The organism is Streptomyces sp. NPDC101178 (genome assembly GCF_044767965.1).
In the GTDB taxonomy this organism is placed as follows: Bacteria; Actinomycetota; Actinomycetes; order Streptomycetales; family Streptomycetaceae; genus Streptomyces.
The window spans coordinates 403,987-416,711 of record NZ_JBIWOZ010000001.1 but is presented as its reverse complement, the minus strand read 5'-3'; the positions used below and the strand labels follow the sequence as shown (position 1 = coordinate 416,711).

Annotated in this window: 10 protein-coding genes; 7 read left to right on the top strand and 3 right to left on the bottom strand. The window is 72.3% G+C overall.

The window, feature by feature from the left end:
- Nucleotides 1-109: 109 nt before the first annotated feature.
- The 4 genes from ACIRR8_RS01870 (at nt 110) to ACIRR8_RS01855 (ending at nt 5,832) form a co-directional block, all read left to right on the top strand.
- Nucleotides 110-883 carry a hypothetical protein gene (locus ACIRR8_RS01870; RefSeq protein ID WP_404057880.1) on the top strand — a complete coding sequence of 258 codons (774 nt, stop codon included), beginning with the start codon at nt 110-112 and terminating at the stop codon, nt 881-883.
- A gap of 130 nt (nt 884-1,013) precedes the next feature.
- A complete protein-coding gene (locus tag ACIRR8_RS01865) occupies nt 1,014-1,859 on the top strand; it encodes a DegV family protein (RefSeq protein WP_404057878.1) in 846 nt (281 codons plus the stop codon).
- Nucleotides 1,860-2,320: 461 nt separating this feature from the next.
- The gene (locus ACIRR8_RS01860) at nt 2,321-3,217 is read left to right on the top strand and encodes a ComEA family DNA-binding protein (protein ID WP_404057876.1); all 897 of its coding nucleotides are present in this window, start codon (nt 2,321-2,323) and stop codon (nt 3,215-3,217) included.
- A 17-nt stretch (nt 3,218-3,234) separates the two neighbouring features.
- On the top strand, nt 3,235-5,832 hold the full coding sequence (locus ACIRR8_RS01855; protein WP_404058687.1) for a ComEC/Rec2 family competence protein: 2,598 nt from the start codon (nt 3,235-3,237) through the stop codon (nt 5,830-5,832).
- Here ACIRR8_RS01855 and ACIRR8_RS01850 read toward each other — a convergent pair.
- Nucleotides 5,815-6,318 carry a pyridoxamine 5'-phosphate oxidase family protein gene (locus ACIRR8_RS01850; RefSeq protein ID WP_404057874.1) on the bottom strand — a complete coding sequence of 168 codons (504 nt, stop codon included), beginning with the start codon at nt 6,316-6,318 and terminating at the stop codon, nt 5,815-5,817. The genes ACIRR8_RS01855 and ACIRR8_RS01850 overlap by 18 nt on opposite strands.
- A gap of 81 nt (nt 6,319-6,399) precedes the next feature.
- Complete coding sequence (locus ACIRR8_RS01845; protein WP_404057872.1) at nt 6,400-6,645, bottom strand: hypothetical protein; 246 nt, start codon at nt 6,643-6,645, stop codon at nt 6,400-6,402.
- 91 nt (nt 6,646-6,736) lie between these two features.
- Between ACIRR8_RS01845 and holA the strand changes: the two genes are divergently transcribed.
- Nucleotides 6,737-7,723: a DNA polymerase III subunit delta gene (gene holA / locus ACIRR8_RS01840; RefSeq protein WP_404057870.1), complete on the top strand. Its 987-nt coding sequence runs from the start codon at nt 6,737-6,739 to the stop codon at nt 7,721-7,723.
- 277 nt (nt 7,724-8,000) lie between these two features.
- Here holA and rpsT read toward each other — a convergent pair whose 3' ends face one another.
- Nucleotides 8,001-8,267: a 30S ribosomal protein S20 gene (rpsT, locus tag ACIRR8_RS01835; RefSeq protein WP_363199484.1), complete on the bottom strand. Its 267-nt coding sequence runs from the start codon at nt 8,265-8,267 to the stop codon at nt 8,001-8,003.
- 227 nt (nt 8,268-8,494) lie between these two features.
- Here rpsT and lepA point away from each other — a divergent pair, with 227 nt between their 5' ends.
- A complete protein-coding gene (lepA, locus tag ACIRR8_RS01830) occupies nt 8,495-10,369 on the top strand; it encodes a translation elongation factor 4 (RefSeq protein ID WP_404057868.1) in 1,875 nt (624 codons plus the stop codon).
- Nucleotides 10,370-10,667: 298 nt separating this feature from the next.
- Nucleotides 10,668-12,557, top strand: coding sequence for an AMP-dependent synthetase/ligase (locus ACIRR8_RS01825; protein ID WP_404057866.1), 1,890 nt, complete (start codon nt 10,668-10,670; stop codon nt 12,555-12,557).
- Nucleotides 12,558-12,725: the final 168 nt, after the last annotated feature.

The following is a 12,725-nucleotide window of genomic DNA, read 5'->3' as shown; positions in this document are numbered from 1 at the left end:
CTACGGGCAGGTTGGGGGTTCCGAAGGAACCCTCGGCCTGCCCGTTCCGTTTACGGTGGAGAGGGCGAACCGGTACCGGCGGGCCGCATCGACACACCGAGGGGCATTCATGGAAGCCGTGATCACGATCCTGGCGCTGCTCTTCGTCGCGTTCATCGCGCTGGGCGTCTATATGACCGTGAAGGCCGTCGGCGCGGCCAAGCGCGGCGTGGACCGCACGATCACGCAGGCCCGTCGCACCGTGGAGGACACCACGCTCCGGGCCAAGAGCTTCGGCCAGCCGGGTGTGGCCGGTGAGCTGGCGCAGCTCCGGCTGGCCCTGCGCACCTCGATGCGGGCCACCCAGGACGCCCTGCACGCCGGAGTCGCCGCGGACTCCTCCCTCGCGGAGTCGGTGGGCCTCTTCCGGCGGCTGAGCGCCCACGGCCTGGAGCTCGACGAGGAGCTGAAGCGGCTGGAGCGCGAGCCCGACCGGGCGACGGTCGCCGGCCTGCTGCCGCAGCTGAGGGAGCGCACCGAGCGGATCACCCACTCGGCGGACTCGCTGCGCTGGGCGGCCCGGGACCGCGCGCGGCAGTTCGCCGACGACGACCTGGACGCGCTCAACGCGCAGATCGACATCGAGGCGGGGGCCCTGCGGCACTGGAGCGTGGAGGAGCAGCAGCAGTCCGGGCAGGGGCCGGGCGCCGGGGCGCCGCAGAGGCGCGACACCGGGGTGGACTGGCCCGAGCCTGCCGCCGGAGGCGGCAGCAGCAGCACGGCGGACGACTCCTGGGGCGGACCGGCCGGCGAGGAGGCCCCGCAGGCGATCACCGCTCCGGACCCGCGCCTGCGGACGACGTACCCGTGGCAGAAGTCGGCCCGGCCGGAGACGACCAACTGACGGTCGCGCGGTGACCGGACGCGTTCCGACTGAACGCGTTCCGACTGGACGCGCTCCGAAGTGACCACGAATGATCGCGGGGCCGGGGCCGGGCTCCCGTACTCCCACCTCGGCAGGTAACCTCCGGCTCATGCCCCGCCATGTCGCTGTCGTCACTGATTCAACGGCCTACCTGCCGCACCGGACGATGGAACGGCACAGCATCACCGCGGTGCCGCTGACCGTCGTCCTGGGCGATCAGGCGCTGGAGGAGGGCACGGAGATCTCGGCCCGCTCGCTCGCCCTGGCCCTGCAGAAACGCCACTCCGTGACCACCTCGCGCCCCAGCCCCGAGGTCTTCGCCGAGACCTACCGGGCGGCGGCCGAGGGCGGCGCCGACGCGGTGGTCTCGCTGCACCTGTCGGCGGAGTTCTCGGGTACGTACGACGCCGCGCTCCTCGCGGCGAAGGACGCGCCGGTCCCGGTGCGCGTGGTGGACACGGGCATGGTCGCCATGGCCCTCGGCTTCTGCGCCCTCGCGGCTGCGGAGAGCGCGGAGGCGGGCGGCAGCCTGGACGAGGTCGTGACGGCGGCGGAGAAGCGGGCCGCCGGAACATCCGCTTATTTCTATGTCGACACGCTGGACTATCTCCGCCGGGGCGGCCGTATCGGTACGGCTCAGGCGCTGCTGGGGTCCGCGCTCGCGGTGAAGCCGATCCTCCAGCTCGACGGCGGCCGGATCGAGATGCTGGAGAAGGTACGGACGGCGTCCAAGGCCATCGCCCGCCTGGAGGAGATCGTCGCCGAGCGGGCCGGTGCGGCGACGGCTGACATCGCCGTCCACCACCTCGCCGCGCCGGAGCGCGCGGAGCGGCTCGCCGAGCGGCTGCGGGAACGGGTGCCGGGGCTGGCCGAGCTCCATGTCAGCGAGGTGGGCGCGGTGATCGGGGCGCACACGGGGCCGGGGCTGCTGGGTGTGGTGATCTCGCCGCGGTGACGGTGATCTCGTGTCGGTGACGGGGGCGGTGACCGCGTCGCGGTGATGGCGGCGGGGCCTGGGAGGTGATGGCGCCGAAGCCTCGGAGGTGATGGCGGGGAACCTCGGACGGGTGACCGAGATATCCACAACTGGCCGGTTGTCCACAGGAATCGGGGCTGCTCAGCGAGTTCGGGCGATTGTGCCTAACGTCGTGAGGCATGGCCCTTCGAACTCCTCGGGTGTCGATGCCCGACCACGTGTCCACAACTTCTCCGTCCCCGTCGCCGTCGCCGACCTCTGCTGCCGTGAGGGTGGCGGCGGGTGGACGCCCGATGCGGCGTGGGCCCGGCAGCCGTCCGAGTGGGCGGGCCGGGGTCCGTCCCGGTGCTCGGCCCGGCGCGCGCCCCGGCAGGCAGGGGACCGCGCGAGGTCGTGCCGCCCTTGCCGCGGCGGCCGCTCGGCGTCGGGCGGACGCGCTGATGACGGGTGCGGTTCCGGAGCCCGGCCCGGGAGTGGTTCCGGAGGTCGGCCAGGGTGTGGTTCCGGAGGTCGGCCCGGGTGTGGTTCCGGAGCCGAGCCCGGCCGCGTATGCGCTGCACGACGATCGCCCGGGAGGAGCCGCCCCGGACCGGTCGGAGGCGCCCTCGCGGGTCGGGCGTGTGGTGGGCGGGCTGTGGGACCGGGTGCCCTTGGGATCGCGGCTCGGGTGGGGGCTGGCACCGCGGACGATCGCGGCGCTGGCACTGGTGCTGGTGGCGGCCGTCGGCCTGGCCGCCTTCCACTTCTGGTCCGCACGTCCGCAGGGGGTGCGTGCCCCCGAGGCGGTGGAGGCCGGGGCCGCGGCGGCGATCGACGATCCGTTACGGGCCGGAGGCGCGGGCGCGGTACCCCGACCGGTTGCCGGTGCACCGCCCACGCCTCCTCCCGAACCGGCCGGGGAGATCGTGGTGGATGTCAGCGGCAAGGTGCGCCGGCCGGGTGTCCAGCGCCTTCCGGCCGGTTCGAGGGTGGCGGACGCGCTCCGGGCGGCGGGCGGTGCGCGCGCCGGGACCGATCTCTCGGGCCTCAACCGGGCGCGCGTGCTCGTGGACGGCGAGCAGGTCGCGGTGGGACTGCCGCAGGCCCCTGCGGCCCTCGGCACGACCGTCGGGGCGGTGGGCGCGCCGGGCGCGGCCGGTCCAGCGGCCCTGGTGAGCCTGAGCGCGGCGACCAAGGAGCAGCTCGAAACCCTGCCGGGGGTCGGGCCCGTGCTGGCGCAGCACATCATCGACCACCGAACGGAGAACGGCGGATTCCGGTCCGTCGACGAGCTGCGGCAGGTCAGCGGCATCGGTGACCGCCGGTTCGCCGACCTCCGACCGCTCGTACAGCCGTGAACAGCCCCACGGCGGCCGTGGCCGACCGCGCCGACCGCGCCGACCGGGACACGACCGGTGTACAGGGCACGGCCCGTGCGCGGGAGGAGGGGACGACGGACCTCCGGCTCGTCCCGCCTGCGCTGGCGGTCTGGGCGGCCGCGGCTCTCGCGCTGGGACTGCCGGGACGCCGGGTGGCGGCAGGGGCGGTGGTCTGCGCCGTGGTGGCGCTCGCGCTCCTGGTGGCCGGGACCGCTGCGCGCAGGAGGGCAGCCGTGTCCTGTGGATCCGGGCGGGCCGCCGCACCGGCAGGATCCGGACCGCAGGCCGCAGCGGCCGGAGGCAGACGGGCAGCCGCATCGGGCAGAGGCAAGTGGACCGTCGCCGCGGGAGCCGTGCTGCTCTGTGTGGCGGCCGGCGGAGCCACGGCCGGGTTTCACGGTGCCGATGTGCGGCGAGGGCCCGTTCCCGGGCTGGCGCAGGAGCACGCACGGGTGGACGCCGAGGTGCGGGTCACCTCGGATCCCCGGCCGACGCGTCCCGGCGTACGGGGCAGCCACAGCACCCCGGACACGCTCCTGATCAACGCGGACATCACCGAGGTGGCCCCACCCGGCGGCCACCGCACCCAAGTCCGTACGCCCGTGCTCCTCATGGTCTCGCCCGGCGACGACCGGACGAGGTGGCAGGAGCTGCTCCCGTCCACCCGGCTCCGCGTCGGCGGCCGCCTCTCGCCCCCTGCCCACGAGGGCGAACGCCTGGCCGCCGTCCTGCGGGTGGAGACCGAAGGGCCACCCCGGATCACCGGCCCTCCGACGGCCGTCCAGCGCTCGGCCGGCGAGCTGCGCTCCGGGCTGCGGGAGGCGACGGACGGCCTCGATGCGGATGCGCGGGCGCTGCTGCCGGGGCTGGTGGTCGGGGACACCTCCAGGGTCCCGCCGGACCTCCACGACGCCTTCAAGGCCACCGACCTGACGCACTTGTTAGCTGTTTCCGGGGCAAACCTGTCGATCCTGCTCTTCCTCCTCATCGGCCCGCCCGGTTCGGCCATGAACAGTGAGAGGCGCGGCCTGGCACCGAAGTTGGGTATCTCGCTGCGCGGGACCGCGTTGCTGGGCGGCGGGCTGACGCTCGTGTTCATCGTCGTGTGCCGCCCGGAGCCGAGCGTCCTGCGTGCGGCGGCCTGCGGCCTGATCACGCTTCTCGCCATCGGGACCGGCCGCCGCAGGTCCCTGCTCCCCGCACTGGCGGCGGCCGTCGTGCTCCTGGTGCTGTACGACCCGTGGCTGGCCCGGAGTTACGGGTTCCTGCTGTCGGTCCTGGCCACGGGCGCCCTGCTGACGCTCGCGCCCCGGTGGAGCACGGCGCTGCAACGGCGGGGGATGCCGGTGCGGTTCGCCGAGGTGCTGGCGGCGGCGGCCGCGGCGCAGGCGGTGTGCGCGCCCGTGGTGGTGGTGCTGGCCTCGCGGGTGAGTCTGGTGGCGATTCCGTGCAATCTGCTGGCGGAGTTCGCGGTGGCGCCCGCGACGGTGTTCGGGTTCGCGGCGCTGGCCGTCGCGCCGGTCGCACCTCCGGCGGCCGAACTGCTGGCCTGGGTCGCTGGTTGGCCGGCCGGATGGATCGCCGGGGTGGCCCGCGCGGGGGCGGACCTTCCCGGGGCCGAGGCGCCGTGGCCCGGAGGCTGGGTCGGCGCCGGACTTCTCGCGGTCCTCACGGTCCTGGGCGCGCTGCTCGCGCCCCGGTTGGTGCGCCACCCCTGGCTCTGCGCGGGCGCCGCGCTCCTCCTGGTCCTCGTGGTGGTGCGACCGGTCCCGCTGGCCCGGATCGTCACCGGGTGGCCGCCGCCCGGCTGGGCGTTCGCGCTGTGCGACGTGGGGCAGGGCGATGCGATGGTGCTCGCGGCCGGGGAGGGTACGGGGGTGGTCGTCGACGCCGGACCCGACCCCCGCTCGGTCGACCACTGCCTGCGCGATCTCGGCGTCACCCGGGTGCCGCTGGTGATCCTCACGCATTTCCACGCCGACCATGTGAGGGGGCTGCCCGGGGTGCTGCGGGGCAGAGCCGTGGGCGCGGTCCAGACGACGAGCCTGGACGAGCCGCCCGAGCAGGCCGCGTTCGTCCGGCGTACGGCGGCCGCCGCCCGGGTCGCGACGGTGCGGGCGGTACCCGGTGAGCGACGACGGGCGGGGCCGCTGGAGTGGCGGGTCCTCTGGCCGCGCGACGGGCCCGGGGGAGTCGGGGCGGTGAAGGGGGCAGGCGGGCCGAACGACGCCAGCGTGACCCTGTACGTACGGGCGGCGGGCGGCCTGACGCTGCTGCTCCTCGGCGACCTCGAACCGCCGGCCCAGCGCGGTCTGCTGCTCGGCTCCGCCGGGCTGCCCCGGGTGGACGTCCTCAAGGTGGCCCACCACGGGTCCGCCTTCCAGGACGCGGGGCTGCTGGACGGCGCGCGGCCGAGGCTCGCGCTCATCTCCTGCGGCGCGGACAACCCGTACGGCCATCCGTCGCCCCGGACCGTCGAAGCGCTCACGGCCGCCGGGGCGCGGGTCCTGCGTACCGACACCGATGGCGCCATCGCGGTGACGGGCGCCGGCAAGGAGCTGCGGGCGGTGGGACGTTCAGGAAGGGAGGGGTGACCGGTCGGTGCCGGAGGCGACGGAGGAGGGCGGGACCAGCCAGCTGCCGGAGAGCATCAGGTCGCGGTCCGCCAGCTCGTTCACCTCACGCCAGGCCCGGACGGTGTACGGGGTGACGCGCAGGTACACCCACCGGGAGTCCTTGCGCGGGTCCCACGTGAGCTTCGCCGCGAAGGCGTCGCCGGTGGCGGCGGGGAGGGCTGTTCCCTCGACGATCTCCGCCTCTCCTTCGATGAGTACCACGTCACGGGTGGGGCCGAGGGTGACCCTGATCGGGCCGGTGGGGGTCACATTGGCCGCCGTCGGGTTGGTTCTGCGCGTCGCCATGACCAGGGCGTCCCCGTGCCAGACGAACGACAACGGCACCAAGCACGGGGTGCCGTCCGATGAGGCGGTCGCCACCCAGGCGTCCTCGTCCTCGCGGAGGCGGTCGAGGGTGTCGCGCAGGCGCTGTTCCGGGGTGCGGGGAGGTTCCGGGGTGCTCATGGCCGTCACGCTAACCGCCGTCCGGTGCGGGGCGCGTCGGCCGCCGGACCTAGGCCTTTCGCCCCGTGCGGACCCGAGGCGCTACGGCTTCTCCAGCCACCCCTCGTACTCCGCGGCGAACTCGTCCAGCGCGGCCGGGTCCAGGCGTCCGGCCGGGTCTTCCACGACCACCAGCCACTGGGCGTCCTCGGCGTCGTCCTCGCCGGCCAGGGCGTCCCGTACGAGCTGGGGTTCCTCGGCGACCCCGAAGCGTTCCGCCAGCTCCCCGGCCACCTCCTCGGCGGCGTCGCGGTCGGGCAGCACCAGTACGTGTCTCTCATCGTTCACCCGGACATTCTCCGGTACGGATATCTGTGCCCCGCACCCTGGGGCGGCGGGGGATCCGGGCTGTCAGTGGGCCATGGGATGCTGGAGCGCGATGGCCACCAGGAAGAATTCCACCGACGATCCGCTCGCCCCCCTCACCCTCGCCGTGGGCCAGGAGGACCTCCTCCTGGACCGTGCGGTGCAGCAGGTGGTGGCGGCCGCCCGTGCTGCCGACGCCGACACGGACGTACGGGATCTGGCGTCCGACCAGTTGCAGCCCGGCACGCTCGCCGAGCTCACCAGCCCCTCGCTCTTCGCCGAGCGCAAGGTCGTGATCGTGCGCAACGCGCAGGACCTCTCGGCCGACACGGTCAAGGACGTCAAGGCGTATCTCGGTGCGCCGGTCGAGGAGATCACGCTCGTCCTGCTGCACGCGGGCGGGGCGAAGGGGAAGGGGCTTCTGGACGCGGCGCGCAAGGCCGGGGCCCGGGAGGTCGCCTGCCCGAAGACCACCAAGCCGGCCGAGCGGCTCTCCTTCGTACGGTCGGAGTTCCGGACCCACGGGCGGTCCGCGACACCGGAGGCCTGCCAGGCGCTGGTCGACTCCATCGGCAGCGATCTGCGGGAGCTGGCCAGCGCGGTGTCGCAGCTGATCGCGGATGTCGAGGGGACGATCGACGAGGCGGTCGTCGGGCGCTACTACACCGGACGGGCGGAGGCCTCGTCGTTCACGGTCGCCGACCGGGCGGTCGAGGGGCGGGCGGCGGAGGCGCTGGAGGCGCTGCGGTGGTCGTTGTCGACCGGGGTCGCGCCGGTGCTGATCACCAGTGCGCTGGCGCAGGGGGTGCGGGCGATCGGGAAGCTGTCGTCCGCGCGGGGCGGGCGGCCGGCGGACCTTGCCAGGGAGCTGGGGATGCCGCCGTGGAAGATCGACCGGGTGCGGCAGCAGATGCGGGGGTGGACGCCGGACGGGGTGGCCTTGGCCCTGCGGGCCGTGGCCGCGGCGGATGCGGGGGTGAAGGGCGGAGGGGATGACCCTGAGTACGCCCTGGAGAAGGCCGTCGTCGCTGTTGCGCGGGCGGCGAGGTCGGGGCGGTAGCCGTTCCCTCAGCTTCACCGATGGGAGCGGGGCCCTGCCCTGACCGGTTCCGTCCTCAAACGCCGGACGGGCTGGATACGTCCACGAACGCACGGAAGCCCCGCAGCGCTGATCTGGGGAGATCGGCGCTGCGGGGCTTCCGGGTCACACTCTTGGTGCGTCGCACCCGCGTGGCGAACGCAGGTTCGGTGTGCGGCGCGGGGTGCCGGTCAGGGGCGGGAGAGAGGGCCCGTCTGGTCCGTTCCGGCGGTCACATCAGTGAGCTTCGGGAAGAAGCTCAGGCCTGAAGGGCGGCAACCTTGGACGCCAGCGCCGACTTCTTGTTGGCGGCGGCGTTCTTGTGGATGACACCCTTCGAGACAGCCTTGTCGAGCTGACGGGAAGCGTCGCGAGCGGCCGTGGTGGCCTTCTCGACGTCACCGGCAACGGCGGCCTCGCGGGCCTTGCGGATCGCGGTCTTGAGCGACGACTTGACGGCCTTGTTGCGCAGGCGCGCCTTCTCGTTGGTCTTGTTCCGCTTGATCTGGGACTTGATGTTCGCCACGAAAGAGCCTTTTCAGGTTCGTTGGATCTTCTAAGTGCGCCGCGCGGCTCGCGAGAGCCACGAGGCACAGCTGTCCACGGTAGCAGTCACCCTCCGACCGGCCCAAACCGGTCGCTGGCCCGCAGGCGTGGGACGATGGAGCCTACGTATCGATCCGACCGACGATCCGACCGACCCGACATCGACCCGAGACACGGCGTTCGGCGTCTCAAGAATCAGGACCCTGCGTGCCCGCGACTCCTTCCAACGTGCCCGAGCCGAGCCGTACCGACCCGGCGCTGATCCGCAATTTCTGCATCATCGCGCACATCGACCACGGCAAGTCGACCCTTGCCGACCGGATGCTCCAGCTGACCGGTGTGGTCGACCAGCGGCAGATGCGTGCTCAGTACCTCGACCGGATGGACATCGAGCGCGAGCGCGGCATCACCATCAAGTCCCAGGCGGTCCGGCTGCCCTGGGCGCCCACCGAGGGCGACGACCAGGGGCGGACCCACGTCCTCAACATGATCGACACCCCGGGCCACGTGGACTTCACCTACGAGGTCTCGCGTTCGCTCGCGGCCTGCGAGGGCACGGTCCTGCTGGTCGACGCCGCGCAGGGCATCGAGGCCCAGACGCTGGCCAACCTCTACCTGGCGATGGAGAACGACCTCACCATCGTCCCGGTGCTCAACAAGATCGACCTGCCCGCCGCCCAGCCGGAGAAGTTCTCCGAGGAGCTGGCCAACCTCATCGGCTGCCAGCCCGAGGACGTGCTCAAGGTCTCGGCCAAAACCGGTGTCGGCGTGGAAGCGCTGCTCGACCGGGTCGTCCGGGACGTCCCGGCCCCGGTCGGTGTCGCGGACGCCCCCGCCCGCGCGATGATCTTCGACTCGGTCTACGACTCGTACCGCGGTGTCGTCACCTACGTCCGGGTCGTCGACGGCCAGCTCAACAAGCGCGAGCGCATCCGCATGATGTCGACCGGCGCCACCCACGAGCTGCTGGAGATCGGGGTGTCCTCCCCGGAGATGACCCCGGCCGACGGCATCGGCGTGGGCGAGGTCGGCTACATCATCACCGGTGTGAAGGACGTCCGGCAGTCCAAGGTCGGTGACACGATCACCTCCCTGCAGAACGGGGCGACCGAGGCGCTGGGCGGTTACAAGGACCCGAAGCCGATGGTCTTCTCGGGGCTGTATCCGCTGGACGGCTCGGACTATCCGGACCTGCGCGAGGCGCTGGACAAGCTCCAGCTCAACGACGCCGCCCTCGTCTACGAGCCGGAGACCTCCGCCGCGCTCGGCTTCGGCTTCCGTGTCGGCTTCCTCGGCCTGCTCCACCTGGACGTGGTCCGCGAGCGGCTGGAGCGCGAGTTCGGCCTCGACCTGATCGCCACCGCGCCCAACGTGGTCTACCGGGTCGAGATGGAGGACGGCACCGAGCACATCGTCACCAACCCGAGCGAGTTCCCCGAGGGCAAGATCGACAAGGTGCACGAGCCGGTCGTCCGCGCCACGGTGCTGGCCCCCAGCGAGTTCATCGGCGCCATCATGGAGCTCTGCCAGAGCCGCCGCGGCACGCTGCTCGGCATGGACTACCTCTCCGAGGACCGCGTCGAGATCCGCTACACCCTGCCGCTCGCCGAGATCGTCTTCGACTTCTTCGACCAGCTGAAGTCCAAGACCCGCGGTTACGCCTCCCTCGACTACGAGCCCACCGGCGAGCAGTCGGCCCACCTCGTCAAGGTCGACATCCTGCTCCACGGCGACAAGGTGGACGCGTTCTCCGCGGTCACGCACAAGGACAAGGCGTACGCGTACGGCGTCCGCCTCGTCGCCAAGCTCCAGAAGCTGATCCCCCGGCAGAACTTCGAGGTGCCGATCCAGGCCGCCATCGGCGCCCGGGTCATCGCCCGTGAGACCGTCCGTGCCATCCGCAAGGACGTCCTCGCCAAGTGCTACGGCGGTGACATCTCCCGTAAGCGGAAGCTGCTGGAGAAGCAGAAGGAGGGCAAGAAGCGGATGAAGATGGTCGGCAACGTGGAGGTCCCGCAGGACGCCTTCATCTCCGTCCTGTCGACCGACGAGTCCGCCGGCGAGGGCAAGGGCAAGAAGTAGAGCCCCCCGTCTCCGTCCCCCGTCCCGCCCTCCCGGCGACGGTCGGCCCCAGGGCCCTCACACCGCAGTAACGTGCGGAGTGGGGGCCCTTTCGTTATGAAAGCGGCGGCTCGTTGCCTCTTACGTGGCGGACGAGTGCCCTCTACTCTGATCACGCATCGATGGTTACTCACCAGTTAAACAAGCCGAACAAGCAGGTTGCGCAGCAGGACAGCAGCACAGGACAGCGGCGCTCAGCCGCAGTAGTCGCAGGATCAAAGAAGCCGGTCGTAGCAATGCCGCAGGCCCGGAGGACGTCGTGAGCGACACACAGACCTTGATCGATAACCGGCCGCCCTCCGTGGCGGCCCTCTTCATCGACCGCGTGGCGGCGACCCCGGACGGGGAGGCGTACCGCTATCCGGTCCCGTCGGCCTCGGGCGAGGGCCCCGACGACTGGAAGTCGTTGAGCTGGGGGCAGGCCGCGAAGCGGGTCTACGCGATCGCCGCCGGGCTGATCGCGCTCGGCGTCCAGCCGGAGGAGCGGGTGGCCCTCTCCTCCGCCACCCGGGTCGAGTGGATCCTCATCGACCTCGGTGTGATGTGCGCGGGCGCCGCGACCACCACGGTCTACCCCTCCACCAACGCCGAGGAGTCCGCCTTCATCCTGGCCGACTCCGAGAGCCGCATCCTCATCGCGGAGGACGCCGAGCAGCTGGCCAAGGCCCGTGAGCGCCGGACCGAGCTGCCCGACCTCGCGCATGTCGTCGTCATCGACCCGGCCGGCGTCAAGCCCGCCGAGGGCGACCCCGAGGGCTGGATCATCACCCTCGACGACCTGGAGGCGCGCGGCAACGAGCTGCTCGCCAAGACGCCCGACGCGGTCACCGAGCGGGTCGCGGCCATCACCGCCGACCAGCTCGCCACCCTCATCTACACCTCGGGTACCACCGGCCGTCCCAAGGGTGTACGACTGCCGCACGACAACTGGTCGTACATGGCCAAGGCCACCGTGGCGACCGGGCTGATCACCGCCGAGGACGTGCAGTACCTCTGGCTGCCGCTCGCCCACGTCTTCGGCAAGGTCCTCACCTCGGGCCAGATCGAGGTCGGCCACGTCACCGCGATCGACGGCCGTATCGACAAGATCATCGAGAACCTGCCGGTCGTCCAGCCGACCTACATGGCGGCCGTCCCCCGGATCTTCGAGAAGGTCTACAACGGGGTCGCCTCCAAGGCCCGCGCGGGCGGCGGCGCCAAGTACAAGATCTTCCAGTGGGCGGCCGGGGTGGGCCGCGAGTACGCCAAGGTCTCCCAGGACAACTACCGCCGTACCGGCAAGGCGTCCGTCCCCTTCGCGCTCGGCGCCAAGCACAAGGTCGCCGACACGCTGGTCTTCTCCAAGATCCGTGACGCCTTCGGCGGACGGCTGCGCGCCTGCATCTCCGGCTCCGCCGCGCTCGCCCCCGACATCGGCTTCTTCTTCGCGGGCGCCGGCGTCCACATCCTGGAGGGCTACGGCCTCACCGAGAGCAGCGCCGCCTCCTTCGTCAACCCGGGCGAGGCCTACCGCACCGGCACCGTCGGCAAGCCGCTCCCCGGCACCGAGGTGCGCATCGCGGAGGACGGCGAGATCCTGCTGCGCGGCCCCGGCATCATGCAGGGCTACCACAACCTGCCCGAGAAGACCGACGAGGTCCTGGAGTCGGACGGCTGGTTCCACACCGGGGACATCGGCGAGCTGTCGGCCGACGGCTACCTGCGCATCACCGACCGCAAGAAGGACCTGATCAAGACGTCGGGCGGCAAGTACGTCGCCCCGGCCGAGGTCGAGGGCCAGTTCAAGGCGGTCTGCCCGTTCGTCTCCAACATCCTGGTGCACGGCGCGGACCGTAACTTCTGCACCGCGCTCATCGCCCTCGACGGTCCCACCATCCTGAACTGGGCCGCCGAGAACGGCCTGGAGGGCAAGGAGTACGCGGAGGTGGTCGCCGCCCCGCAGACCGTCGAGCTGATCGACGGTTACGTACAGCGTCTCAACGAGGGCCTCCAGCGCTGGCAAACCATCAAGAAGTTCCGCCTCCTGCCGCGTGACCTGGACGTCGAGCACGGCGAGCTGACCCCGAGCCTCAAGCTGAAGCGGCCGGTCGTCGAGCGCGAGTACCAGGGGCTGATCGACGAGATGTACGCGGGATCGCGCGAGGCGTAGACGCGCGGCGCGTTCGCAGGGCGCAGAGCCGTACGCGGGCGGGGGGGGGGGGGCGCCCCCCCCCGGGGGGCGCCGGCCCCCCCCCCCCCCCCCCCCCCCCCCCCCCCCGGCCCCCCGGGGGCCCCCCCCCCCCCCCGCGCCCCCCCCCCCCCCGGGGGCCCCCCCCGC